Origin of the sequence: Micromonospora rosaria (assembly GCF_001567585.1) — a bacterium.
GTDB classification, from domain to species: Bacteria; Actinomycetota; Actinomycetes; order Mycobacteriales; family Micromonosporaceae; genus Micromonospora; species Micromonospora rosaria.
Map to the genome: position 1 here is coordinate 20,715 of NZ_LRQV01000048.1, position 25,203 is coordinate 45,917.

16 protein-coding genes are annotated in these 25,203 nt (G+C 75.1%); 3 read left to right on the forward strand and 13 right to left on the reverse strand.

All coding sequences use genetic code 11. The annotated features are described in order from the left end of the window. Positions 1-138: 138 nt before the first annotated feature. Together AWW66_RS15050 and AWW66_RS15055 are read right to left on the reverse strand one after the other, a co-directional pair. A complete protein-coding gene (locus AWW66_RS15050; protein WP_067365996.1) occupies positions 139-822 on the reverse strand; it encodes a response regulator in 684 nt (227 codons plus the stop codon). Continuing rightward, positions 819-2,153, reverse strand: coding sequence for a sensor histidine kinase (locus AWW66_RS15055; protein ID WP_067365960.1), 1,335 nt, complete (start codon positions 2,151-2,153; stop codon positions 819-821). The genes AWW66_RS15050 and AWW66_RS15055 overlap by 4 nt, the downstream gene beginning before the upstream one ends. 245 nt (positions 2,154-2,398) lie before the next feature. On the opposite strand from AWW66_RS15055, the gene rfbA reads away from it, so the two are divergent. Together rfbA and rfbB are read left to right on the forward strand one after the other, a co-directional pair. Further along, positions 2,399-3,283, forward strand: coding sequence for a glucose-1-phosphate thymidylyltransferase RfbA (gene rfbA / locus AWW66_RS15060; protein ID WP_067365962.1), 885 nt, complete (start codon positions 2,399-2,401; stop codon positions 3,281-3,283). A 124-nt stretch (positions 3,284-3,407) separates the two neighbouring features. Next, on the forward strand, positions 3,408-4,397 hold the full coding sequence (gene rfbB / locus AWW66_RS15065) for a dTDP-glucose 4,6-dehydratase (RefSeq protein ID WP_067365998.1): 990 nt from the start codon (positions 3,408-3,410) through the stop codon (positions 4,395-4,397). A gap of 46 nt (positions 4,398-4,443) precedes the next feature. Here rfbB and erm read toward each other — a convergent pair whose 3' ends face one another. The 4 genes from erm to hflX all read right to left on the reverse strand — a co-directional run bounded on the left by erm (position 4,444) and on the right by hflX (position 9,697). After that, complete coding sequence (gene erm / locus AWW66_RS15070) at positions 4,444-5,277, reverse strand: 23S ribosomal RNA methyltransferase Erm (protein ID WP_067365964.1); 834 nt, start codon at positions 5,275-5,277, stop codon at positions 4,444-4,446. 253 nt (positions 5,278-5,530) lie between these two features. Then, a complete protein-coding gene (gene desII / locus AWW66_RS15075) occupies positions 5,531-6,973 on the reverse strand; it encodes a dTDP-4-amino-4,6-dideoxy-D-glucose ammonia-lyase (protein ID WP_067365967.1) in 1,443 nt (480 codons plus the stop codon). 34 nt (positions 6,974-7,007) lie between these two features. Beyond that, positions 7,008-8,237, reverse strand: coding sequence for a dTDP-4-dehydro-6-deoxyglucose aminotransferase (locus AWW66_RS15080; RefSeq protein ID WP_067365970.1), 1,230 nt, complete (start codon positions 8,235-8,237; stop codon positions 7,008-7,010). 59 nt (positions 8,238-8,296) lie between these two features. Next, the gene (gene hflX / locus AWW66_RS15085) at positions 8,297-9,697 is read right to left on the reverse strand and encodes a GTPase HflX (RefSeq protein ID WP_211271953.1); all 1,401 of its coding nucleotides are present in this window, start codon (positions 9,695-9,697) and stop codon (positions 8,297-8,299) included. A gap of 442 nt (positions 9,698-10,139) precedes the next feature. On the opposite strand from hflX, the gene AWW66_RS15090 reads away from it, so the two are divergent. After that, the gene (locus tag AWW66_RS15090) at positions 10,140-11,357 is read left to right on the forward strand and encodes an IS701 family transposase (protein ID WP_083978509.1); all 1,218 of its coding nucleotides are present in this window, start codon (positions 10,140-10,142) and stop codon (positions 11,355-11,357) included. Here the strand turns inward: AWW66_RS15090 and AWW66_RS15095 are convergent. The 7 genes from AWW66_RS15095 to AWW66_RS15125 all read right to left on the reverse strand — a co-directional run. Then, positions 11,302-13,314: a helix-turn-helix domain-containing protein gene (locus tag AWW66_RS15095; protein WP_067365977.1), complete on the reverse strand. Its 2,013-nt coding sequence runs from the start codon at positions 13,312-13,314 to the stop codon at positions 11,302-11,304. The two genes, AWW66_RS15090 and AWW66_RS15095, sit on opposite strands and share 56 nt — an antisense overlap. A 288-nt stretch (positions 13,315-13,602) precedes the next feature. Beyond that, positions 13,603-14,943 (reverse strand): crotonyl-CoA carboxylase/reductase, encoded by a 1,341-nt coding sequence (gene ccrA / locus AWW66_RS15100; RefSeq protein ID WP_067366003.1) that lies wholly within the window; start codon positions 14,941-14,943, stop codon positions 13,603-13,605. A gap of 126 nt (positions 14,944-15,069) precedes the next feature. After that, on the reverse strand, positions 15,070-15,786 hold the full coding sequence (locus tag AWW66_RS15105; RefSeq protein ID WP_157527474.1) for a class I SAM-dependent methyltransferase: 717 nt from the start codon (positions 15,784-15,786) through the stop codon (positions 15,070-15,072). 17 nt (positions 15,787-15,803) lie between these two features. After that, on the reverse strand, positions 15,804-17,105 hold the full coding sequence (locus AWW66_RS15110) for an activator-dependent family glycosyltransferase (RefSeq protein WP_067365981.1): 1,302 nt from the start codon (positions 17,103-17,105) through the stop codon (positions 15,804-15,806). After that, complete coding sequence (locus AWW66_RS15115) at positions 17,093-18,397, reverse strand: cytochrome P450 family protein (RefSeq protein WP_067365984.1); 1,305 nt, start codon at positions 18,395-18,397, stop codon at positions 17,093-17,095. The genes AWW66_RS15110 and AWW66_RS15115 overlap by 13 nt, the downstream gene beginning before the upstream one ends. Before the next feature lie 55 nt (positions 18,398-18,452). After that, on the reverse strand, positions 18,453-23,891 hold the full coding sequence (locus tag AWW66_RS35990) for an SDR family NAD(P)-dependent oxidoreductase (RefSeq protein WP_067365987.1): 5,439 nt from the start codon (positions 23,889-23,891) through the stop codon (positions 18,453-18,455). Between the two features lie 34 nt (positions 23,892-23,925). Beyond that, positions 23,926-25,203 (reverse strand): beta-ketoacyl reductase (locus AWW66_RS15125; protein ID WP_157527475.1); only part of this gene is annotated, 1,278 nt, incomplete at its 5' end.

A 25,203-nucleotide genomic window follows, 5' to 3' on the forward strand; every position in this document is an offset into this window, starting at 1 on the left:
CCACGGTCCCGCCACGATCGAGTCTGGCCAGCCGGCGGCCTCCGGTCGTCGGCCTGCCGGCCGCACTCCGGGCTGCGACCCAGGGAGCAGCGACCGGGTCCGGGCCTACTCCCCCAGGAGCAGTCGCCCGGGGACCGCTCACCCCACCCGGCCGGCGTCCCCCGGCCGGACCAGCCCGCACTCGTAGGCGAGCACCACCAGTTGCGCCCGGTCCCGGACGGCGAGCTTCGTCATGATCCGGCCGAGATGGCTCTTGACCGTCAGCGGGCTCAGGTAGAGCCGGTCGGCGATCGCGACGTTGGACAGCCCGGCCGCGACCAGCACCAGCACCTCCCGTTCCCGTGGGGTCAGGTCGGCCAGCCGTTCGTGGTGGTGACCGGGCAGGGCACGGGGCTGCGCCCGGAACCGGGCGATCAGGCTCCGGGTGGCGACCGGGGAGAGCAGCGCGTCGCCGGCCGCCACGACCCGGATCGCGGTCAGCAGCTCCTCCGGGGAGACCCCCTTGCCGAGGAAGCCGCTGGCCCCCGCCCAGAGCGCCTCGACCACGTACTCGTCCTGTTCGAAGGTGGTGAGGATCAGCACCTTCACCCCGCTCAGGTCGGCCGCTTCGCTGATCATCCGGGTCGCCGACAGGCCGTCGGTGCCGGGCATCCGGATGTCCATCAGGACGACGTCGGCCCGGCCGGACCGGGCACGGTCGACCGCCTCCCGGCCGTCGGCCGCCTCGCCGACCACCGTCATCCCCTCGGTCGCGTCGATGAGCAGCCGGAACGTCGCGCGCAGCAGCGCCTGGTCGTCGGCGAGCACCACCCGGATCGTCATCGCGTCCACTCCGTCCCGCACGCCACGTCCGCGCCGGTCGCCGCGCCGGTCCCGACCGCCGGGTCGGGGCCGCTCGCCGGGTCGGTTCCGGCACCGCGCCCGCCGCCCGCCGACGGGTCCGGTACGGCCGGCCGGGCCCGGCCGTCGCCGGGCAGCGGCAGCTCCACGGCGACCTCGAAGCCCCCGCCGGGGCGGGGCCCGGCCCGGAAGGTGCCGCCGACCGCCTCGGCCCGTTCCCGCATGCCGATCAGGCCGTGGCCGTGCCCCGGGCCGTCGCCGTCGCCCGCCGCGGCGTCCCGGTCGACCCGGCCGCGTCGGCCGGGACCACCGCCCCGGTCGCTGACCAGCAGGTCGAGGGTGGCCCCGGCCCGGACGCCGAGCCGGACCCAGGCCCGGGTGACCCCGGCGTGCTTGTGGACGTTGGTCAGCGCCTCCTGCACGATCCGGTACGCGGACAGGTCGACCAGGGGCGGCAGCTCGCCGAGCCCGCCGTCCCGGGACACCTCCACCACCAGCCCGGCGTGCCGGAACGACGCCACCAAGTCGTCCAGGTCGGCCAGGCCGGGGACCGGGTCGCGGGGACCGGCCGGGTCACCGGACTGCCGCAGCAGCCCGACGGTGGCCCGTAGTTCGTCCAGGGCGGACCGGGAGGTCTCCCGGATGTGGCCGAGCGCCTCCCGGGCCAGTTCGGGCTGCCGGTCCATCAGGTGCACCGCGATCCCGGCCTGGGCGTTGACCAGGGCGATGTGGTGGGCAACCGCGTCGTGCAGGTCCCGGGCGATCCGGATCCGTTCCGCCAGGACCCGCCGCCGGGCCTCCTCCTCCCGGGTGCGTTCGGCCCGCTCGGCACGCTCCCGCATCGCGTCGGTGTACGCCCGCCGGTTGCGGACCGCGTCCCCGACCGACGTGCCGAGCGCCGCCCAGATCACCAGGCCGAACAGGTCCGTGCCGGGGCGGCCCTCGACCAGCGCGCCACCGGCCAGCACGAGCGCGGCGACCGTCCCGCTGAGCAGGGCGGTCCGCCGGTCGGTCCGGACGCAGGCCGTGTAGAGGGCGATCAGGACGCCGACCAGCGAGCTGTCGGTGCCGACCACGGCCCGCTCCACGGTCGCCGCGAGCAGCGCCACGGCGAGCGCGGGCAGCGGACGGCGGCGGCGGGCCGTGACCGCCGCCGCCGTCAGCGCGACGCAGCCCACCATGGTCGGGTCGGCCGCGCCGAGCCCACCCGGTGCCGCGGCCAGGCTGAGCCCGGACACGGTGACCGCGAGCGCCAGGTCGGCCACGGTCGGATGGGCCCGGACGGGGGCGCTGGCCCGGTCGATCACCCTCATCCGGCCAGGGTAGGGAGCCGGTCGCGGCCGGACATCGTCCCGGAGAACCAATCCGGGGCGGTCACCGGCGCGGGGGATCCGGGGCTCTGCCCACCGTCGACGCGCCCCACGCCGGCCTCCCCGCCCGGGGCGCGCCGAGCGGCCGGCGGACCGCCCCCGCCGACGCCCGTCGAGCGGACGACTGACATATTCGGGTGGGCATTTATCACATTTACTGGCAGCAATTCTATTGTTATGCTGCGGCGATGCGAGGAATCCTGCTGGCCGGTGGCACGGGATCGCGGTTGTGGCCTATCACGCAGGCGGTATCGAAACAACTCATGCCGGTCTTCGACAAGCCGATGATCTACTATCCGCTGTCCACCCTGGTGATGGCCGGGGTCAGCGAAATCATGGTGATAACCAGTCCGGAGGACCAGTCGCAGTTCCAGCGACTGCTCGGTGACGGAAAGCAGTGGGGCCTTTCCCTGACGTACGGGGTGCAACCCCGACCCGAGGGTATCGCGCAGGCGTTCCTCATCGCCCGGGAGTTTCTGGCCGGCGGGCCCGCCGCCCTCATCCTCGGCGACAACATCTTCCACGGGGTGGGGCTGGGCCGGAAGTTGGCCGGGCACACCAACCCGACCGGCGGGGAGATCTTCGGCTACCCGGTCGCCGACCCGTCGGCGTACGGTGTGGTGGAGTTCGACGAGGCGGGGCGGGTGCTCTCGATCGAGGAGAAGCCGGCCCGGCCACGATCGCGCTACGTGGTGCCGGGGCTCTACTTCTACGACAGCGACGTGGTCACGATCGCCGAGCAGTTGACGCCCAGCGCCCGGGGGGAGCTGGAGATCAGCGCGGTGAACCAGGAGTACCTGCGCCGGGGCACGCTGAGCCTGACCCTGCTCGACCGGGGCACGGCCTGGCTGGACACCGGCACGTTCGCCAGCCTCGTCCAGGCCGGGGAGTACGTCCGGGTGATCGAGGAACGGCAGGGCTTCAAGATCGGGTGCGTGGAGGAGACGGCGTGGCGCGCCGGGTTCCTCGACGACGACGAGCTGCGGGCCCTCGCCGGTCCGCTCACCCGCAGCGGGTACGGGGACTACCTGCTCCGGCTGCTCGACTGGAAGGCGACCTCCCCGCTGTCCTGACGCACGACCCGAGCCGGCCGGCTCGGTCCGCCCGCCCGCCGTCGGCGGATCGGGTGCCGTCGGATGGAGAATGCTCTTGTCCACGTCCGGGCGGGCGACGGCCCGGCCCGAGAAGGGTGACCCCATGCGCATCCTGGTGACCGGCGGTGCGGGTTTCATCGGCTCGCACTTCGTCCGGGAACTGCTGTCCGGTGCCTACCCCCACTGGGAGAACGCCCGGACGGTGGTGCTCGACAAGCTGACCTACGCCGGGAACCCGGCCAACCTCGCGCCGGTGGCCGACGACCCGAACCTCACCTTCGTCCAGGGCGACATCTGTGACCCGGTGGTCGTCGACGACCTGATGCGTGACGTCGACCTGGTCGTGCACTTCGCGGCCGAATCGCACGTGGACCGGTCGATAGCGGACGCCTCGGCGTTCGTCCGGACCAACGTGCAGGGCACCTTCACGCTGTTGGAGGCGGCGGTCCGCGCGGGCGTCGGCCGGTTCGTGCACGTGTCGACCGACGAGGTGTACGGCTCGATCGAGCACGGCGCCTGGGCCGAGGACCAGCCGCTCTCCCCCAACTCCCCGTACGCCGCCACCAAGGCCGCCTCCGACCATCTGGCGTTGGCCTTCCACCGCACCCACGGGCTGCCGGTCTGCGTGACCCGCTGCTCCAACAACTACGGCCCGTACCAGTACCCGGAGAAGGTCATCCCGCTGTTCGCGACCAACCTGCTGGACGGCCTGACCGTGCCGCTCTACGGCGACGGGCGCAACAGCCGGGACTGGCTGCACGTCGACGACCACTGCCGGGGGATCCAACTCGTCGCCTCGAAGGGCCGGCCGGGTGAGGTCTACCACATCGGCGGCGGCACGGAGCTGAGCAACGCCGAGCTGACCGCCCGGCTGCTCGACATCTGCGGCGCGGACGCCAGCGCGGTCCGTCGGGTCCCCGACCGCAAGGGCCACGACCTGCGCTACTGCCTCGACATCTCCAAGATCACGGCGGAGCTCGGATACGCCCCCCGGACCGGTTTCGCCGAGGGGCTCGCGGAGACCGTCGAGTGGTACCGCACCCACCGCGACTGGTGGGAGCCGCTGAAGGTCACCCCGCCCGGCACGACCTGACGGGGCGGTGGCGGGGCCGGGCACGCACCGGCCCCGCCGCCACCGGTCAGACCCGACGGGTCGAGGCGGGGTTGCGTGGCCGGCGCGGCGCGGGCCGGCCCGCGCCACCGGGCCGGGCCGGGCCGGCCAGCTGCCACAGCGAGGCCCACTCGTGGGCGTCGAGGTCCTTCGGGAGCAGGTTCGGCCCCACCCGGTTGGCCCGCATCCAGTCCTGCAGGTCGGGCCGGCTGATCCGCCCCGACCGCTGGATGATCTCCGCGAGGCCGTGACCCCGACCGGTGAAGACCGTCCGGACGAAGTCCTGGTAGCCCTTGCGGTCGGTCACCAGCGGGGTCCCCCGCCGGGCGATCGTGAAGAGCCCACCGTCCACCGAGGGCACCGGCCGGAAGGCCCGCGCCGGCACCCGGGAGTGCAGCTCGAAGTCGTACCAGGGCCACCAGCTCGCGGTCAGCAGCGTCGCGCCGCCGACACCCGCCCGCCGGCGGGCCACCTCCCACTGCACCAGCAGCACCGCCGCGTGCCAGTGGTCGGCGGCGAGCAGGGTTCGGATGATGGAGGTGGTGACGTGGAAGGGGATGTTCCCGACGACCACGTGGGGATGCCGGGGAAACCGGAAGCGCAGGATGTCGGCGCAGACCACGGTGACGTTCTCCGGGGTCTGTCGGCTCAACCGCTTGGCGCGTTTGGGGTCGATCTCCACGGCGGTCACGTCCCTGCCCTGCCGGCTCAGCGGAAGGGTGAGGGCGCCGTCGCCGGCTCCGATCTCGACGATCGGGCCCTCGGTCCGGGCGACGAGATCGGTCAGGTCGGCGATCACCGAGCGGTCGACCAGGAAGTTCTGGCCGAACTCGTGTCGTCCGACGTGCTCGTGGTAAGGCATGTGCGTGCTCCGCGATTATCGTTTCGGAGCCGGTCGGCTGGAAATGCCGCACCGGCGGTGAACCGTTGCGCGGCGGAGCTCATTGAGAAGAGCGATAGTCCGCCGCTATGCGCGGCGGAACCTGATGAACCACACAAAACCCATGCCCGGCACTATACCCGACTCTCCGGAACACGTGGGCACGGACCCGGCCCGACCGCCGGGTCCGTCGGTTTCTTCACCTCCGTCGCCCGCGCGCCGCGGCCGATCTCCGTCAGCGGAGAAAACCGCGCCGTTCCCCCCACCCGTCAGCGATGTCGGTCTCCATCTGGTTCAGCCGCGCGGTCACGGCTTGGTCGAAACCGTCCAGGAAGTATTCGTCCTCCGCCTGCGGAGTGACCGTCGCGCCGCTGGTCACGAAGCTCTCCACCACCTCGGTCAGGGTGGTGTCCGGCCCCACCGTGCCGATGCGGTAGCGGTCCGCCCCGGCCAGGCCGGGGAAGGCCGCCTCCCGGTAGAGGTAGACGTCGCCCAGCAGGTCCACCTGCACCGACACCTGGGGGTGCGCGGTGGGCCGCATGGTCTCCGGCCGGATCCGGACCAGTTGCACGTCGGTGCCCATCATCAGGCTGTGCAGGGCGTAGCCGTAGTCGACGTGCAACGTCGGGGTGCGCTGCGCCGCCTTCTCCCGGAACCGGTTCAGCTCGTCCTGGAGCTCGGCCCGCTCGTCCGGGGAGAGCTTCCCGTCCGGCCGGCCACTGTAGTCCTCGCGCAGGTTGATGTAGTCCAGCGGGCGGTCCGGTGCCGCCTCGTTGAGCTCGGCGATGAAGTCGACGAGCGCGCTCAGCCGGCCGGCGCGACCGGGCAGGACGATGTAGCTGAGCCCGAGGCGGATCGGCGCCTCCCGCTCGGCGCGCAACTGCTGGAACCGCGCGAGGTTGGCCCGGACCCGGGTGAACGAGCCCTGCTTGCCGGTGGTGGCCTGGTACTCCTCGTCGGTCAGCCCGTACAGCGACGTGCGGATGGCGTGCAGGTCCCACAGGCCCTGCTCACCCTTGAGCTTCTGCTCGGTCAGCGCGAAGGAGTTGGTGTAGAGGACGATCCGGAAGCCCCGCCCGGCCGCCCGGCTGACCAGGGCGCCCAGTCCGGGGTTGGTGAGCGGTTCCAGGCCGCCGGAGACGTACATCGCGTCGCGGTTGCCGGCGGGAACCTCGTCGATGACGGAGGCGAACATCTCGTTCCCGCCGGCCAGCGACGAGGCCTGGTACCGGGCGCCGGTGACCCGCACGCAGAAGTGGCAGCGGAACATGCAGGTCGGCCCCGGGTAGAGGCCGACGAGATGCGGGAACGTCGGTTTCCTGGCGAGCACGGCGTCGAAGACGCCCGCCCTCTCCAGGCCGAGCACGGTGTTCGTCCAGTAGCGGCCCGACGGGCCGTTCTCGACGGCGGCCCGCAGCGCCGGGATCCGGGTGAACAGCTCCAGCAACCGCTCGAAGCCGGCCCGGTCCACGCCGAGTTCGTGGCGCGCCTGTTCCAGCGGCACGAAGGGCGCGTTCCCGTAGATGCGCGCCAGTGCCGCCAGCAGGTGGGCGGTCGGGCCGGTCTCGGCCGGCGGCACGAGCCCGGTGCCCGCCACCTCCTCGTGCAGTGCCTGCGCCACCACCGTCAGATCGCTGCCGGGGATCGCGGAGTTCGTCGCGGACATCTCTACGGTCATGGGCCCTCCCACACGTTCATCCGGTCCCGGCCGGTCAGCCGGCCGGCACCACGCCCTGTTCTCCGGCCCCGGACTGCTGGTGCCACCGGGCGGTCAGTTCGGATCCCCGGGTGGCCGCCAACCGCACGATGTTGCACACCCTGCGGATGTCCTCCCGGGAGATGGTGGATCCGGTCGGCAGCGCCACGACCCGCGCCGAGAGGCGCTCGGTGTGCGGCAGGTGCACCGCCTCCTGCCGGGACCGGTACGGCTCGATCTGGTGGCACGCCGGGGAGAAGTAGCGCTGCGCGACGACGTTCTCGGCCCGCAGCAGCTCGACGAGCAGGTCCCGGGGGAGCCCGGTGATCTCCTCGTCGATCTCGATGATCACGTACTGGTAGTTGTGCCGCTCGTCGGGGTCGATGTCGATCACGCTGAGGCCGGGCACCCGGGCCAGTTCGCGGCGGTACTGCTCGTAGTTGTCCCGGTTGTGGCGGGCCACCTCGGGGAACGCGTCGAGCGAGGTGAGCCCCATGGCGGCGGACGCCTCGCTCATCTTGGCGTTGGTGCCGCCGGCCGCGCTCGGGGTCCGCAGGTTGAAGCCGAAGTTCGCCAGGCTGCGGATCCGGTGGGCCAGGTCGTCGTCGTCCGTGACGATCGCCCCGCCCTCGAAGGCGTTGACCACCTTGGTCGCGTGGAAGCTGAACACCTCCGCGTCGCCGAAGCTGCCCACCGGCCGCCCCTGCGAGGTGCAGCCGATCGCGTGGGCGGCGTCGAAGAACAGGCGCAGGCCGGTGTCGGCGGCCAGCTTCTCCAGCGCGTCCACGGCGCAGGGGCGCCCCCACAGGTGGACGCCGAAGATCCCCGACGTGCGGGGGGTCACGGCGGCGGCCACCGCCGCCGGGTCGAGGCACCCGGTGCGCGGGTCGATGTCGCAGAAGACCGGCTCCAGGCCGAGCCACCGGACCGCGTGCGCGGTCGCGGCGAAGGTCAGCGACGGCATGATCACCTCGCCGGTCAGCTCCGCCGCGTGCACGAGCAGTTGCAGGGCCACCGTCGCGTTGCAGGTGGCCACGCAGTTGCGGACCCCGGCCAGGTCGGCCACCCGCTCCTCGAACTCCCGCGCCAGCGGCCCGTTGTTGGTCAGCCACTGGTTGTCCAGCGCCCAGGACAGGCGGTCGAACAACCGCGACCGTTCGATCCGGTTGGGCCGCCCCACGTGGATCTGCTGGAGGAAACTGGCGTGCCCTCCGAAGAGCGCCAGGTCCCCGAGATCGCGCTTCATGGTCCTGCCTCCTTCCGCGGTTGACGGCTGCGTCCGGCCCCGGGAGTCCCGGGCCCGGCTCAGGTCCTGGCGTACCCGTCGAGGTCGGCGGCCAGGTCGGCGGCCACCCGGGCGCGGAGCACGGTGCCGTCGGCGGTGTGCTCCTCGGCCAGCACCTCGCCGTCGGCGTGGATCCGCGCGACGAGACCGCCCGCGGTGTACGGGATCAGGACGTCGACCTGCACCTCGGGATGCGGCAACGCCGCGCCGACGGCCTCCCGGAGCGTGTCGATGCCCTGCCCGGTGCGGGCCGAGACGACGACGTGCCGGGGCTCGGCCTCCGCCAGCGCGGCCAGGGCCGCCGGGGTGGCCGCGTCGGCCTTGTTGACCACCACGAGCTCCGGCACGTCGCCCGCGTCGACGTCCCGGATGACCGCGCGGACCGCGGCGAGCTGCTCCAGCGGCGCGGGGTGTGAGCCGTCCACGACGTGCAGCAGCAGGTCGGCCTCGGCCACCTCCTCCAGGGTGGAGCGGAACGCCTCCACCAGGTGGTGCGGCAGGTGGCGGACGAACCCGACGGTGTCGGTGATGGTGTACGCCCGCCCGGCCGGGGTGGTGGCCCGGCGGACGGTCGGGTCGAGGGTGGCGAAGAGCGCGTTCTGCACCAGGACGCCGGCCCCGGTGAGCCGGTTGAGCAGCGAGGACTTCCCGGCATTGGTGTAGCCGGCGATGGCCACCGACGGGATGCTGCTGCGCCGTCGCTCCTGGCGCTTGAGCTCCCGGCCGGTCCGCATCTCGGCGATCTCCCGGCGGAGCCGGGCCATCTTCTCGTGGATCCGCCGCCGGTCGGTTTCGATCTTGGTCTCGCCGGGTCCCCGGGTGGCCATGCCACCACCGCCGCCCCCGCCGCCCATCTGCCGGGAGAGCGACTGGCCCCAGCCCCGCAGCCGGGGCAGCATGTACTGCATCTGGGCCAGGGCCACCTGCGCCTTGCCCTCGCGGGACGTGGCGTGCTGGGCGAAGACGTCGAGGATCAGCGCGGTGCGGTCCACCACCTTGGCGTCGACGACCTGCTCCAGGCGTACCAACTGGGCGGGGCTGAGTTCACCGTCGCACACCACCGTGTCGGCGCCGGCCGCCCGGACGAGGTCCCGCAGTTCCCGGGCCTTGCCGGAGCCGAGGTAGGTCGCCGGGTCGGGCCGGTCACGGCGCTGGATCACCCCGTCGAGCACCATCGCCCCCGCCGTCTCGGCCAGCGCCGCCAGCTCGGCCAGGGACCGTTCGGCCTCGTCGACCGTGCCGGCGGTCCAGACGCCGACCAGGATCACCCGTTCCAGCCGGACCTGCCGGTACTCGACCTCGGTGACGTCGGTCGTCTCGGTGGACAGGCCGGCGACCCGCCGCAGCGCGGCCCGGTCGTCCCGGTCGAGCTGCGCGCCGTCGACGTCCTCGGCGCCCGGCCGGACGTCGGCGTCGTCCATCAGGGCGTCAGCCCTCGCCGAGTACCGGGGGTGGTGCGCTGCGGAGGTCATCGGGGTCCTTAGCGGGTCGGTGGGGCGACGGGTCGCGGGTGGGACCGGACGGGGCTGGGAAACCCGGGAGCGGAACCGGCACCTGCCGCACATCACGACGATGGCCGATCTCCTAGAAGGTTTCCGGAGAGTGGCGCGGGATGCGAGGTTCGCCGGTCACACATTTCGCTGCGGTCCTGGCCGTGAGGTGTGGTGGCGTCACCGGGTGCCGGGACCGCAACAGGCCGACACGTTCGGCTACCCAGCCAGCTACGGTGGGTGCGCAACCACCGTCGGCGGCCAAGTGTGGTGCCGACGCACCTGGGCAACGCGGGGCCCACCGGGCCATCGTGGGACGAGGGTCGGGCCCTGGCCGTGATCAGCACATCGTCCCGCCAGCAACCGGAGGAGAGTGACGCTGCCGATGCTCGACGTCCGGGAGACGAGCCGACCGCGACGGGCCGATCTGGACACGGTGTCCAGGGCGTGCGGCACCCTGCTGGCCTCGCTGCCCCGGGCCGACCAGCGGCGCAAGGGCGAGCTGTACGTCCGGGGCCTGCTGACCTCACCCGGCCGCAAGACCATGCGCAACCTGGCCACCAGCACCGACGATCCGGCGGCGGCGCAGAGCCTGCACCACTTCATCAGTTGCTCCACCTGGGACTGGACGGTCGTGCGCGCCTCCCTCGCCCGCCACCTGGACCGGCTGCTGTCGCCCCGGGCCTGGGTGGTGCGGTCGATGCTGGTGCCGAAGACCGGCCGGCACTCGGTCGGGGTGGAGCGCCGGTACGTGCCGGCGCTCGGCGAGACGGTGAACAGCCAGCAGAGCTACGGGCTCTGGCTGGCCTCGGAGACGGCCGCCGCGCCGGTCAACTGGCAACTGTCCATCGGCAAGGGGTGGCTCCAGGACAACCGGACGCGGACCCGCGCCACCGTCCCCGAGGACGAGGACGGCACGACCGGCGACGGTGCCGCGGTCCAGGCGGTGCTGAAGGCCGCGGCCTGGGGCATCGAGCCGCGTCCGGTGGTGATGGACGCCCGGTACTCGGCGCTGCCCCCGCTGGTGGAGGCGTTCACCGCGGCGGGGCTGCCGTTCCTGCTGCGGGTCAGCGGGGGCTGCACCCTGCTGGCCGCCGGGGCCGGCCAGGGCGAGAACCGGGTCTCGGCGGCCTCCGCCGAACACCTGCTCGGCCTGGCGCGGGCCCAGCGCCGCCCGGTGGAGTGGATCGACCCGGCCAGCCCCGGCGCCCGGCGCACCAGCCTGGTGGCGCCCTTGCAGGTGTACTGGCCGAGCACGCCCGACGCCCGCCCGAGCGGCCCGTACGCCGGGTCCGCCACCGGGTCGACCCGGACCGCCGCCCTCGGGCTACCGCTGACGCTGCTCGGCAAGTGGCAGACGTACGAGCGCGGGGTGCGGCAGGTGTGGCTGACCAACATGACCGGCGCCGGGTACGGCCCGCTGCTGCGGCTGAGCCGGCTCACCCGCCGGGTCGAGGCCGACTTCTCCTACATCAGCCTCGACGTCGGCATGCAGGACTTCGAGGGCCGGTCGTACCCGGGCTGGCACCGGCACGTCACCCTCGCGTCCGTGGCGCACGCCCTGCGGATGCTGGGCACCAGGCGTCGGTAGGCCCGTCCGGCGGCTCGGGTGCCGCCCACCGGGTCGGGGCCGGGGCCGGGTCGTCGCGTTCCGCGCAGAGCAGGTCCCGGACCCGGTGCAGGCGCAGGGCGAGCTGCGTGTCCAGGGCCCGGTCCGGTTTCTGCCAGTCGTCGCCGAGGAGCTGGGCGATGCGGTCCAGCCGTCGGGAGACGGTGTTCGGGTGGACGTGCAGCATCTCCGCCGCACGGGTCCGGCTGCCGCCCGAGTCGAAGTAGACCTCCAGCGTCTCGGCGAGGTTCGCCAGCCGCCGGGCGTCGTAGTTGAGCACCGGCCCGAGGACCCGGTCGACGAAGCCCGGGACGTCGTGGCCGTCGGCCACCAGCAGCCCGAGGAAGCCCAGGTCCCGTGAGCAGGCCGCCCGCCCCGTCGCGTCCAGCGCGACCAGGGCGTCGACGCACCGGGCCGCCTCCTGGTAGGTGCCGCTGACCGCGTCGGCGGTCCGCACCGGGCCGGCCCCGCCGGCGGTGACCGGCAGGCCGAGCAGCCCACCCAGTTCGCGGGAGACGTCCCGGGCCCGGGCTCCCGGGTCGTCCCCGGGCAGCAGCAGCACCGCGTGGCCGTCGCGCATCGCCTTCATGCCGTCCAGCCCGTGCGCGACGCAGACCGCCCGTTCGACCACGCCGGGCGGGGCGGTGCCCTCGGGTCGGGCGACCACCACCACGTACGGCCGGTCCAGGTCGACCGGGGCCCGCCGCCCGCGTTTGCCGCCCCGGTCCAGCTCCGGCCAGGGGCCGAGCAGGTCCTCCAGGAGCCGGTCGCCCGACCGGCCCCGGACTCCGACGGTCTGGGTCAGCAGCAGCGCGACGGACTGGGCGACGGCCGGCAGGGTCGCCACCCGCTCGGCGTCGAACGTCTCGTCGGGGTGGAACAGCACACAGCCGAGGTCGTCGGCGCGGGCGGCCACCGGCACCACCCAGGAGCCGGTGCTCAGCCGGGCGGGCCGGCCGGTGGTGTGGGCGCCGAGCCGGGCGCGGGCCAGTTCCCGCTCGTCGGGCGCCGGGAGGTCACCGACCACGGCCAGCGCGGCACCGGCCCGGTCGCGGACCTGCAACGCCCCGCCCAGCCGGCGTACCGCGCTGGCGGCCAGGTCGTCCAGTCCGCCGCCGTCGAGGACGAGCTGGACCAGTTCCGGTTGCAGGCCGCCCACCTCCCGGGCCGCGCTGAGCTCGGCGCGGGCCTGGGCGGCCTCCTGCTGGGCCTGCTTGAGGTCGGCCCACGTGTCGCAGAGCACGCTGATCCGGTCCACGGCGGTCGCCGCGAGGTCGGCGAGCAGGCGCAGGGCGGCCACCTCGTCCGGGGCGAAGTGCCGGATCTGCCGGTGGCCGACGTGCAGGTCCCCGAGGTGCCGGCCGTTGACGCACAGGGCCACCGACAGGACGGCGCGCAGCCCCTCCGCGCGGATCAAACCGTCGGTGACCGGGTGGTGTTCGAGGCGCTCGTCGGCGAGGTGGTCGGCCGTCCAGGAGATCGGCTCGCCGTCCCCGGCGGGGACGAGCAGGCCGTGCCGGCGGGGCAGCCGGAAGCCGTCGTTCAGCGTGGTGGCCGCGCCGACGGCCGAGGCGACGTAGGAGTCCCCGGTCACCTCGTCGACCAGACTGACGAACGCCACGTCGATGGTGAGCAGCAGTTGGGCCCGGCGGACGACCAGGTGCAGCCCGGCCTCCAGGTTCGAGGCCCCGGCGAGGTCCCGGGCGGTGTCGACGAGGGCGGCGAGCTCGGCGCCGCGCCGGCACCGCCGACCGACGGTCTCCCGCAGCTCCAGGGCGAGCCGCTTGGCCGTCTCGACCCGGTCGAGCGCGGCCCGGTCCACCCCGTCGCGCTGCGCCTGCTGCACCACTTCCTCGTACCGCAGGACGGGCGCCTCCCGGGCCAGGAGCTCGAAGAACTGAAGTTCGTGGTCTCGCGACGGAGAGCCGGGGCCAGTCATGCGTCCCACCACCTCGCACACAACGCCTACGGACATGGGTCAGGATCCGGGAGTCTCCGTTCACCGCCATCGATACACCTAGCGTAGCCGGCCGATCGCAGCCGATCCCGGACAATCCCTTGAGGACTCTCCGGCGCGTACGGACCACCCCGCCCGACCCGCCGCACCCACGCTGAGCTGGAGTTTCGCCGCCGGTGCCGGTCGGGTCGACCGACCGGGCCCGGCCCGTGCGAGGTCGCGGACACCCCCGACGCCCCTATTTGTCCCCCGGCCGTCGGGAGAGGTTTTTCACTCCGGCACGCGAAACCGGTTGATCGCGTGTACGTGGCGCTCCCGCAGCTCGGCGTCGCGCACCCCGAGCCCGGACCGCGGCGCGAGCGTCAGGACACCCACCTTGCCCTGATGGAGGTTGTGGTGTACGTCGTACACCGCCTGGCCGACCTCCTCCATCGGGTAGCAGCGGGACAGCGTCGGGTGGATCTTCCCCTTCACGACCAGCCGGTTGGCCTCCCACGCCTCCCGGTAGTTGGCGAAGTGGGTACCGATGATCCGCTTCAGGGACATCCACAGGTACCGGTTGTCGTAGACGTGCTCGAAGCCACTCGTCGAGGCGCAGGTGACCACGGTGCCGCCCTTGCGGGTGACGTAGACCGAGGCGCCGAAGGTCTCCCGGCCGGGGTGCTCGAAGACGATGTCGACGTCCTCGCCGCCGGTCAGCTCCCGGATCTGCCGGCCGAAACGCTTCCACTCCCGGGGGTTCTGGGTGTGCTCGTCCGACCAGAAGCGGTAGTCCTCGGCGACCCGGTCGATGATGGCCTCGGCCCCCATCCGGCGGCAGATCTCGGCCTTCTGCGGACTGGAGACCACGCAGACCGGGTTCGCCCCGCCGGCCAGCGCGAGCTGGGTGGCGTGCGCGCCGAGGCCGCCGGTGGCACCCCAGATGAGAACGTTGTCGCCCTGCTTCATCCGGGCCCCGTTGCCGGAGACGAGCTGCCGGTAGGCGGTGGAGTTGACCAGCCCCAGCGAGGCGGCCTCCTCCCAGGTCAGGTGGGCCGGCTTGGGCATCAGCTGGTTCGCCTTGACCAGCGCGATCTCGGCGAGCCCGCCGAAGTTGGTCTCGAAGCCCCAGATGCGCTGCTCCGGGTCGAGCATGGTGTCGCCGTGGCCCTCGGCGGACTCCAGCTCCACCGACAGGCAGTGCGCGACGACCTCGTCGCCCGGCCGCCAGCGGTTCACCCCCGGCCCGGTGCGCAGCACCACGCCGGCCAGGTCCGAGCCGAGGACGTGGTACGGCAGGTCGTGTCGCCGGGCCAGCCCGGACAGACGGCCGTACCGCTCCAGGAAGCCGAAGGTGGCCAACGGCTCGAAGATCGACGACCAGACGGTGTTGTAGTTGACCGAGCTGGCCAGCACCGCGACGAGGGCCTCCCCCGGGCCGAGTTCGGGGACGGGCACCTCCTCGACGTGCAGCGACTTGCGCGGGTCCTTCTCCCGGCGGGAGAGGCCCGCGAACATCTCCGTCTCGTCCTTGTGCACGGTCACCGCCCGGTACGAGGGCGGCAACGGCAGGGCGGCCAGCTCCCGCGCGTCCGGCTCCGGGGCGAGGATCGCGTCGAGGATGCGGTTCAGTTCGGGGGTGTCTGGCACCGGTGTCTCCCAGGAGTCGGGTGGGGCGGGTCGGGGTCAGGTCACGTCCCGGCGTCCGGGGGCCGGACGCCGGGGCCCGGCCCGGGGCTGCCGGGCCGGGCCGGGCGGTCAGCGGTGGACGCCGACGAAGAGCCCCCGGCCGGACGGGCCGGGCGTCAGGTACTCCGTGGTGAAGCCGGCCCGCGCGAAGGCGCGCTCGTAGTCGGCCCGCTCGAAGAGGGTGATCAGGTGACTCTCGTCGAAGTGCCGGATCCCACCGTCGGCGCTGGCCACCAGGTAGTGCACGGTGATCCGGGTGGCGCCGCCCTCGCGCACCGAGTGGGAGACCCGGGAGATGGTACGGCCGTCGACCTCCAGCAGGCTCGCGCCCACGTACCCGGGCGTGAACGTCTCCGGGAACCACCACGGCTCGACGATCGCCACACCCCCGGGGGACAGGTGCGCGGCGAAGCGGGCCAGCGTCGCGTCCAGCTCGGCCGTGGTCTCCAGGTGGCCCACCGAGCTGAACATGCAGGTGATGACGTCGTAGCGGTGCCCCAGGTCAAAGGTGCGCATGTCACCGAGGTGCAGCGCCGCGCCGGGGTTGCGCTGCTGGGCGATGCTCAGCATGTCCGGGGCCAGCTCGACGCCGCCCACGTCGTCGAAGAGCCCGGCCAGGTGCCGCAGGTGCAGGCCGGTGCCGCAGGCGACGTCCAGCAACGTCCGGGCGCCCGGCCGGCGGGCCCTGGCCAGGGCCGCCAACTCCTCCGCCTCCGCCGCGTAGTCCTTGCCCTTCCCCTGGTACACCAGGTCGTAGACCTCGGCGATGGCGTCCGCGTACATCATGGATCGTGTCAGCCCTTTCACGAGTGGTCGGTGGCCGTGCCGGCCGGACGGCCGGACCGGTGGTCTGCGGTGAGGCGCTCCAGGATCCGGACCACCTCGGCCGGCGACGGCGCGGCGAGCAGCTCGTCGCGTTGCCGGCGGGCGGCGGCCGTGATCGACGGGTCGTCGAGGACCCGGACCACGGCGGCCCGCAGGGAGTCGGCGGTCAGCTCGTCCGGCCGGATGGCGATGCCCGCCCCGAGCCGTTCCGCCTGCTGCGCCTTGAGCGGGGCGTCCCACAACGACGGGATCATGATCTGCGGGACGCCGTAGAGCGTCGCCGTCGACCAGGTGCCCGCGCCGCCGTGGTGGATGATCACGGCACAGCTCGGCAGCAGCACGTCCAGCGGCACGAAGTCGCAGATCCGGACGTTGTCCGGCAGGTCGCCGAGGTGGTCGCGCTGGGCGTCGCTGAGCGTCGCCACGACCTCCACGTCCAGGTCGCCGAGCGCGCCGAGCAGCTCCTGGAAGGAGACCACGTCCTTGCCGTACGTCTCCCGGCTCGACACCCCGAGGGTCAGGCAGACCCGGGGCCGCTCGGCCTTGGCCACCCACTCGGGCACCACCGAGGGGCTGTTGTACGGCACGTACCGCATGGCCACCCGGCGACCGGGGACGGGCAGGCGGGTGCTCCCGGGCGTGGGGTCGACGGTCCACTCGCCGGTGACCAGGTCCTCCACCTCGTCGGCGCCGATCTGGCAGCCGTACCGGTGCAGCGTCCAGCGCAGCCACTCGGCCATCGGGTCCTCGCGCTGCTCGGCCGGCAGCTCCGCCAGCGCCTCGGTGAACAGCCGCCGGGAGTTGCCGACCACGTCGGGCCCCCAGAGCAGCCGGGCGTGCGCCGCCCCGACCACCCGGGCCGCGACCGGCCCGGAGTAGGTGAACGGCTCCCAGAGCACCAGGTCCGGCTGCCAGGACCGGGCCAGCGCGACCATGTCGTCCATGGTGGAGTCGCCGTTGAGCGGGGCGAAGCACAGCGCCGTGAGCATGGTCTGCTGGCCGAGCAGGTACTCCCAGGTCAGCACCTCGGGCCGGGTCTCGGTGAAGTCCAGGCCCCGCTGGTACGGCACCAGGTCGCCGCCGACCTCGGTGAGCAGGTCGATGATCGCCTGGTCGTCGCCGACCGGGACGGCGGTCAGCCCGGACGTCACGATGGTGTCGGTGAGCGAGGGCTGGCTCGCCACCCGGACCTCGTGACCGGCGGCGCGCAGCGCCCAGGCCAGCGGTACCAGGCTGTAGTAGTGGGTGTTGTGCGCGAAGGACGTGATCAGGACTCGCATCGGGTGGCCTCTTCCGTCGCCGGGCGGTCATCGGACTCGGGGGTGCCGCCGGCCCGGGTGACCGGGAGCCGGGCGTGGCCGAGCAGGACGGGCGAGCGTCGCCAGCGGACGCCGGGCCCCGCCGGCCGCAGCGTGGGCGCCGCCTCGGCGAGGGCCCGCAGGGCGGTCGTGACGACCAGCCGGATCAGCTCCCCCGCCCCGGCCAGGTACGGCACCCCGACGAGCCCGAGCGCCGGGGCCGCCGGGCGGGTCAGGTCGAAGCCGTCCCGGTCGGGGTCGCCCGCCGCGAGCAACGCCCGGTTCGCGGCGGCGACCAGCACGACCAGGTGACCGTCCGCCGGGACGAGTTGCCCGGCGAGGGTGACGTCCTCCAGCGCGACCCGGCTCTCCAGGCGCACCGGGGGGAACCAGCGCAGGGTCTCCTCGACGGCGGCGGCGGCCAGGTCGGGGTCGGCGCAGAGCAGGGCCCACTGCGCGGGCCGGTCCAGCAGCGCCCGGACCGCGTTGCAGAGCAGGGTCGTCGCCGGTTCGGCGGTGCCGACCGCCAGGGCGAGCCCGGCGGTCACCCGGTCGTCGGCCCGCACGTCGGTGGCCGGGCCGACGCCGGGCTCGCCCTGGGTCGCGGCGGACGCCTCGGCGAGCAGGCCGGCCAGTTCGGCGGTGGCGGCCACCGTGGCCAGGGCGTGCGCCACGGTCTGCGGGCAGAGCCGGCTGTCCAGGGTCCGGCCGGCGGCGGCCAGGGTCTCCTCGAACCGGCCCTGCCGGCCGGCGGGCACCCCGAGCAGGTCGGCCAGGACCGACGCGGTCAGCCGCCGGGCCACGGTGGCGAGGTCCACGTCGGCCCCGGCCCCGTCGAGCAGGGCCAGGGTGCTCTTCTCGACCCGGATGCGCAGCCCCTCGGCATCGGTGCGCAGGACCGGGCCGCCGAGCCCGGTGAGCGCGTCGAGCCGGCGCCGGGTCTCCGGCCCGTGGTCCAGCGCCGTGCCGGCCAGCGGCAGGGTCCGCTCGGCGGGGCGGTGCCCGGAGCGGGTCAGCCAGCCGAACCGGTCGTCGGTCAGCACCTCGCCGGCCAGCGCGGCGTCCCCGGTCACCCAGGTGTCCAACTGGTCGCTGCGGAACAGCGGCCCGTGCGCGGTCACCTGCTGCTCGTACGGGGTCGGGTCGTCGGTCTCCGCCCGCAGGATCAGCGCGTACGGGTCGCCGTGGTTGCCGGCGAACCACTGCGCGGCACGGGTCAGTTGTAGCCGGCGGGCCCAGGTCGCGGGGTCTCCACCGGTGGGGACTGTGGTCATCTGCGCTTCCTCCTGCTGTCGTCGTCGGTCAGCCGGGACGGGCCGGCCGGACGGGTCACGGCACGCGGGTCGGGCACACCTCGTCGAGCCAGGTGTGCACGGTCGCGGCGGTGACCGCCGCGTGTTCGGTCATCATCGAGAAGTGGGTGCCGGGCACCTCGGTGCTGGTGTGCGCGCCGGCCCAGCGCGAGCGCCAGTCCGGCCCGGCGTCGGCCGGCCAGGCGCCCATCGGCTCGCCGGCGTACAGGTGCAGCACGGGTGCCCGGGTCGGCCGGGGCGTCCAGTCCAGGAGCATCCGGTGGTACGCGCCCATCGCGGTCAGCCGGGTGTCGTCGACCGGCAGGACGGACCGCTCGGTGGCCCAGGCCAGCATCTCCTCCCGCCACACCCCCATCGCCCCGGGCGCGGCGGGCGTGTAGATGTCCATCAGCACCAGGGCCACCGGCCCGCTGCCCCGGGCCTCCAGGTGCAGCGCCAGCGCGTGCGCCATGTTCGCCCCGGCGGAGTGGCCGACCAGGACGAACGGTCCCCCGGCGGCGTACGCCAGGACGGCGTCGGCCTGGGCGTCGAGCAGAGCGTCCAGCCGGGCGGGCAGCGGCTCGCCGGGCAGGAAGCCGGTCTGCGGCAGCACGGCGACGTCGCGCCGGCCGGCCAGCGCCGCGGCGAAGGCGGTGAACTCCCGGGGGCCGGACGCCACGGCGGTGCCGGCGCAGCAGATCAGCGCAGGGCCGCCCGCCCCGGTGGCGAGCGGGACCGGCGTCGGGTGCCGCCCGTTCAACTCGGCCGGGCTGCTGAAGAGGGGACGGAAGGTGGCGACGGTGCCGAGGACCGTCACCGCCTCGCCGGCCCGGCCGTCGCCGACCGCCCGCCGGTACATGCCGACCAGGGCGCTCTCGGCCGCCGGCGTGGCCGCTGCGCCGGCCGCGTCGGTGCGCAGCCGGTGCAGGTGCGCGGCGAGGGCGTCGGGGGTGCCGTGGTCGAAGACCACGGGGGCCGGCAGGTCCAGCCCGGTGGCTGCGGCGAGCCGGCGGCGCAGGTGCACGGCGGCCAGGGAGTCGACGCCGAGGGCGGCGAACTCCGCGTCGGCCGGGACGTCGTCGGTGCCGTCGTGCCCCAGCACCTCGGCCGCCTCGGCGCGGACCAGGGCGAGCAGGGCGGCCCGGTCGGCGGTCGCCGGCAGGCGTCGCGGCACGTCGGCATGCGCCGGATCGGCCGGGCCGGGCTCCCCGGCCGGGGCGGACCGCCCGTCCGGGTCGGACGCCCCGGTCGGCAGGTCGGCGAGCAGCGGGGCGGGGCGGGCGGCGGCGAAGCCGGCGGCGAACCGGGCCCAGTCCGTGTCGGAGACGGTCACCCCGGTCTCGTCGGCGTCCAGGATCCGCCCGAGGGCGGTGAGCGCGGCCTCCGGGGCCATCGCGCGCACGCCCCGCCGGCGCAGGTACTCCTCCCCCGCGCCCTCGCCCATGCCGGCCCCACCCCAGACGCCCCAGGCGACGGAGGTGGCGGGCAGCCCGGCGGCGCGGCGGCGCGCGGCGAGCGCGTCGAGGGCGGCGTTGGCCGCCGCGTACCCGCACTGCCCGCCGCTGCCCCACACCCCGGCGGCGGAGGCGAAGGTGACGAAGGCGTCCAGGTCACCGGTCAGCTCGTGCAGGTGCACCGCCCCGGCGACCTTGCCGGCGCAGACCTCGGCGAACGACTCCGCGCTGGTCTCGCGCAACGGCGACACCTGCGGCACGCCCGCCGCGTGGAAGACCGCCGTCAGCGGCGCGTCGGCGGGCAGGCCGGCGAGCAGGTCGGCCACGGCCGCCCGGTCGGCGACGTCGCAGGCGACCACGGTCACCGAGGCGCCGAGCGCGGTCAGCTCCGCCCGCAACGCGGCGGCGCCGGGGGCGTCGTCGCCCCGGCGGCTGGTGAGCACGAGGTGCGCCGCCCCGGCGCGGGCCAGCCAGCGGGCGGTGTGCGCGCCGAGCGCCCCGGTGCCGCCGGTCACCAGCACCGTGCCGCGCGGACGCCAGGACCGCCCGGCCGCCGGCGGCGGGGCGGGGACCAGTCGGCGGGCGTACCCGGCGCCGGCCCGGACCGCGACCTGGTCCTCCGCGCCGGTCAGGGCGGCCCGGAGCCGGTCCCAGTCCCGGTCGTCCGGCTCGGCCGGCAGGTCCACCAGGCCACCCCAGACCCGGGGCAGTTCCAGCGCGGCGACCCGGCCGAAGCCCCAGAGCTGGGCCCCGGCGACGGACGGACCCTCGCCGGTCGTGACGGCGACCGCCTGCCGGGTCACGCACCACAGCGGCGCGGACGCCGCCCCGTCGGCCAGGGCCTGGGTGAGGAACAGGGTCGCCAGCACCCCGCTGGGCACCGCGGCGAACCGGGGATGCGGCCGGTCGTCGTCGCCCAGCAGGGAGAGCACCCCGTCCGGACGGGTGCCGGCGGCGGCGTCGGCCAGCAGCGCGGCGAGGGTGTCCCGGTCGACGTCGGCGGCGTCCACGGTCACCGGGGTCACCGTGGCCCCGGCGCGCCGCAGGGCGGCCCCGGCCGCGCCGGGCAGCGACGGGCGGCCCGGGTGGGTGGGCGCCAGAAGGATCCAGTGCCCGCCCGGCGACGCGGCCCCGGCGGTCGGCGCCGGCAGGGGCCGCCAGTCGATCCGGTACCGCCAGTCGTCGGCGCGCGGGGCCGGCGGGGCGGGCGGCGCCACCCAGTACCGCCGGTGCTGGAAGGCGTACGTGGGCAGTTCGACCCGGCGGGCGCCGGTGCCGGCGAAGAACCGGGACCAGTCCAGCCCGGTGCCGCCCGCGTACGCGGTGGCGAGCGCGGTCAGCAGGGTGACCGCCTCCGGCCGGCCGGGGCGCAGCAGCGGCACCAGCACCGGCTCCCGCCCGGAGCCCGAGCCGGTGCCGGCGACGGCGGTGTCAGTGGCGGCGGCGGTGAGGCTCTCCTCGGCCAGCGCGCACAGCACCCCGTCGGGGCCGAGTTCGACGAAGGTGGTGACGCCCCGGTCGCGGGCGGCGTGCACCCCGTCGCGGAACCGGACGGGCCGGCGGACGTGCCGGACCCAGTACTCGGGGTCGCACAGCTCCTGCGCGGTGGCGAGCCGACCGGTCACGTTCGACACCACCGGAATGCGTGGGGGGTGGTAGGTGAGGCCGCGCGCCACCTGCCGGAACGGCTCCAGCATCGGGTCCATCCGGGGCGAGTGGAACGCGTGGCTGACGGTGAGGCGCTTCGTCTTGTGGCCGAGGGCGGCGCAGCGCTCGGCGACGGCCAGCACGATCTCCTCGTCGCCGGAGAGGACGACCGCCCGGGGGCCGTTGACCGCCGCCACGGCGGCCCGGTCCCCGTGCCCGGCCAGCAGCGGCGCGACCTCCTCCTCGGTGGCCCGGACCGCCACCATCGCGCCGCCCGGCGGCAGCTCGCCCATCAGCCGTCCGCGCGCCGCGACCAGCGCGCACGCGTCGTCGACGGCGAGCACCCCGGCCACGTGGGCGGCGGCCAGTTCGCCCACCGAGTGGCCGAGCAGCACGTCGGGGCGCACCCCCCAGCCGTCGAGCAGCCGGAACAGCGCCACCTCGACGGCGAAGAGGGCGGCCTGGGCGTACCGGGTGCCGTCCAGCAGCCGGGCGTCGGCCGAGTCCGGCTCGGCGAAGAGCACCCGCAGCAGGGGACGGTCGAGGTACCGGTCCAGCCCGGCGGCGAGCTGGTCCAGGGCGGCGGCGAAGGCGGGGAAGGCCCCGTACAGCTCCCGCGCCGCGCCCACGCGCTGGCTGCCCTGCCCGGTGAAGAGGAAGGCGGTCCCGCCGTCGCGCCGTACCGTGTCCCGGACCAGGCCGGGCGCGGTGCCGCCGGCGGCCAGCGCGGCCAGGGCGCGGCGCAGGCCGGCCCCGTCGGGGGCCAGCAGCACCGCCCGGTGGGCCAGGGCGGCCCGGGTGGTGGCCAGGGAGAACCCGACGTCCAGCGGGTCCGGGTCGCCGGCCGCCGCCAGGTGCGCGCGCAGGCGGTCGGCCTGGGCGCGCAGCGCGGCGTCGGTGCGGGCGGAGAGCACCCACGGCACCAGCGGCAGGGCCGCCGGAGGGGCCGCCCCGTCGGGCGGGGTCGGGGCGTCGGTGGGGGGCGCGGGCGGCTGCTCGACGATCACGTGGGCGTTGGTGCCGCTGACCCCGAACGCGGAGATCGCGGCCCGCCGGGGCGCGTCGGAGACCGTCGGCCAGGGCACCGCCCCGGTCACCAGCCGGACGGCCCCGGCGGACCAGTCGACCAGCGGGGTCGGCTCGTCGGCGTGCAGGGTGGGCGGGACGGTCCCGGCGCGCATCGCCATCAGCATCTTGATCAGTCCGCCGACACCCGCCGCCGCCTGGGCGTGCCCGATGTTCGACTTCAGCGAGCCGAGCCAGAGCGGCCGGTCCGGGTCCCGGTCGGCGCCGTACGTGGCGAGCAGGGCCTGCGCCTCGATCGGGTCGCCGAGCCGGGTGCCGGTGCCGTGCGCCTCGACCGCGTCGACCTGGTCGGCGCCGAGCCGGGCGTCGGCCAGGGCCTGCCGGATGACCCGCTGCTGGGCCGGGCCGCTCGGGGCGGTCAGTCCGTTGCTGGCGCCGTCCTGGTTGACCGCCGAGCCCCGGATCAGCCCCAGCACCCACCGGCCGTCCCGCACCGCGTCGGAGAGGCGTTGCAGGACCAGGACGCCGACGCCCTCCGCCCAGCCGGTGCCGTCCGCGCCCGCGCCGAAGGCCTTGCAGCGGCCGTCGGCCGCCAGGCCCCGCTGCCGGGAGAACTCGACGAAGGCCGCCGGGTCCGGCATCACGGCCACCCCGCCGGCCAGCGCCAGCCCGCACTCCCCCCGGCGCAGCGCCTGCACCGCCAGGTGCACCGCCACCAGCGAGGACGAGCAGGCCGTCTCGACGGTCAGCGCCGGGCCCTCCAGCCCCAGGACGTACGAGATCCGTCCGGACAGGACGGCGTCGGCGCTGCCGGTCAGCCGGAAGCCCGCCGACCCCTCGGGCACCTGCCCGGGGTCGGCCGCGTACCCCTGGTGGGCGGCGCCGACGTACACCCCGGTCCGGGAGCCGCGCAGGCTGCGCGGGTCCGTCCCGGCGCGCTCCAGCGCCTCCCAGGACACCTCCAGCAGGAGCCGCTGCTGCGGGTCCATCACCATCGCCTCGTGCGGGGAGATGCCGAAGAAGGCGGCGTCGAAGTCGCCCGCCCCGGCCAGGAACCCGCCCTGCCGGCAGTAGGTGGTGTCCGGCGACTCCGGGTCCGGGTCGTACACCGCGTCGACGTCCCAGCCCCGGTCGGCGGGGAAGTCTCCGATCGCGTCGGTGCCCGACTCGACCAGCCGCCACAGGTCCTCGGGCGAGGCCACCCCGCCCGGGTAGCGGCAGGCCATCCCCACGACGGCGACGGGCTCGTGGAGGGTGGCGAGCAGTTCCCGGTGCTGTCGGCGCAGCCGCTCGGTCTCCTTGACGGAGGTCCGCAGCGCCTCGAGCACCTTGTCGGGGGACATGGCCATGGGTGGGGCTCCTTGGGGGAAGGGGGCGGGCGGGTCAGGAGTCGGCGCTGTCCAGCGCCATCCGCACCAGTTCCTCCGGGTCGAGGTCGTCGATCTCGTCGATGTCGTCGGTGACCGGGCCCGGCGGGGCCGGCACCGCGTCGTCGCGCAGCCCGGCCAGCGCGAGCAGGCCGTCCAGCAGCCCGGCCTCGCGCAGTCGGGCCAGCGGCAGGGTGGCCAGCGCCCGCCGGACCTCGGCCTCGCCGGGGTCGTCGCCGGTCGGCGCGGGCGCCACCAGCCCGTCCAGGTGCCCGGCGACCGCCGTCGCGGTGGGGTGGTCGAAGACCAGCGTCGCCGGCAGCGGCACGCCGACCGCCGCCTTGAGCCGCTTGGCCAGGTCGACGGCGGTCAGCGAGTCGAAGCCGATCTCCCGGAACGCGGCGTCCGGGCCGACGTGCTCCGGGCCGGGGTGCCCGAGGACGGCGGCGACGTGCCGGCGGACCAGGTCGAGCAGGATCCGGTGGCGTTCCGGCGGGGCCGCCACGGCGAGCCGCTGCGCCAGGTCGCCGTCGGCGGACGTCGCCTCCGGCGGCGCGGCGTCGGCCAGCGCGGCCCCGACCTCCGGCAGGTCACCGATCAGCGGACTGGGCCGGAACGCGGTGAACCCGGCGGTGAACAGGGCCCAGTCCACGTCGGCGACGGCGACGAAGGTCTCGTCCCGGTCCAGGGCCGCCAGCAGGGCGTCCACGCCCCGCTCCGGCGACATCGGCCGCAGGCCCCGGCGGCTGAGGTAGTCCTCGGCACCGCCGTCGCCCATGCCGCCCGCGCCCCACAGACCCCAGGCGACAGAGGTGGCGACGTGGCCCTCGGCGCGACGCCGTTCGGCGAGCGCGTCCAGGGCCGCGTTGGCCGCCCCGTACGCGCTCTGCCCGCTGCTGCCCCACACGCCCGCGTTCGAGGAGTACAGGACGAAGGCGTCCAGGTCGTACCCCCGGGTCAGCTCGTCGAGGTGCCGGGCCCCGGCGACCTTCCCGGCGAAGACCTCGGCGACCTCGGGCAGACCGGTCTCGCCGATCGGCACCGAGTGCGCGACGCCCGCCGTGTGGAAGACCGCGGTCAGCGGCGGGTCGGCGGGCAGGCCGGCGAGCAGGTCCGCCACGGCGGCCCGGTCGGCGACGTCGCAGGCGGCCACGGTCACCTCGACGCCCAGCGCGCGCAGCTCCCCGGCCAGGTCGGCCGCGCCCGGGGCGTCCGCCCCGCGCCGGCTGGTCAGCACGAGGTGCGCGGCCCCCTCGGCGGCCAGCCGGCGGGCCACGTGCGCGCCGAGCGCGCC

Bases quoted from the DNA above. Each gene is read 5' to 3' on its own strand.
- AWW66_RS15110 (WP_067365981.1), bottom strand. From the start codon at position 17,105: ATGCGAGTCCTGATCACGTCCTTCGCGCACAACACCCACTACTACAGC.
- AWW66_RS15105 (WP_157527474.1), bottom strand. From the start codon at position 15,786: ATGATGTACGCGGACGCCATCGCCGAGGTCTACGACCTGGTGTACCAG.
- AWW66_RS15055 (WP_067365960.1), bottom strand. From the start codon at position 2,153: ATGAGGGTGATCGACCGGGCCAGCGCCCCCGTCCGGGCCCATCCGACC.
- AWW66_RS15115 (WP_067365984.1), bottom strand. From the start codon at position 18,397: ATGACCACAGTCCCCACCGGTGGAGACCCCGCGACCTGGGCCCGCCGG.
- desII (WP_067365967.1), bottom strand. From the start codon at position 6,973: ATGACCGTAGAGATGTCCGCGACGAACTCCGCGATCCCCGGCAGCGAT.
- rfbA (WP_067365962.1), top strand. From the start codon at position 2,399: ATGCGAGGAATCCTGCTGGCCGGTGGCACGGGATCGCGGTTGTGGCCT.
- erm (WP_067365964.1), bottom strand. From the start codon at position 5,277: ATGCCTTACCACGAGCACGTCGGACGACACGAGTTCGGCCAGAACTTC.
- AWW66_RS15080 (WP_067365970.1), bottom strand. From the start codon at position 8,237: ATGAAGCGCGATCTCGGGGACCTGGCGCTCTTCGGAGGGCACGCCAGT.
- rfbB (WP_067365998.1), top strand. From the start codon at position 3,408: ATGCGCATCCTGGTGACCGGCGGTGCGGGTTTCATCGGCTCGCACTTC.
- AWW66_RS15050 (WP_067365996.1), bottom strand. From the start codon at position 822: ATGACGATCCGGGTGGTGCTCGCCGACGACCAGGCGCTGCTGCGCGCG.
- hflX (WP_211271953.1), bottom strand. From the start codon at position 9,697: ATGGACGACGCCGACGTCCGGCCGGGCGCCGAGGACGTCGACGGCGCG.
- AWW66_RS15095 (WP_067365977.1), bottom strand. From the start codon at position 13,314: ATGACTGGCCCCGGCTCTCCGTCGCGAGACCACGAACTTCAGTTCTTC.
- AWW66_RS35990 (WP_067365987.1), bottom strand. From the start codon at position 23,891: ATGGCCATGTCCCCCGACAAGGTGCTCGAGGCGCTGCGGACCTCCGTC.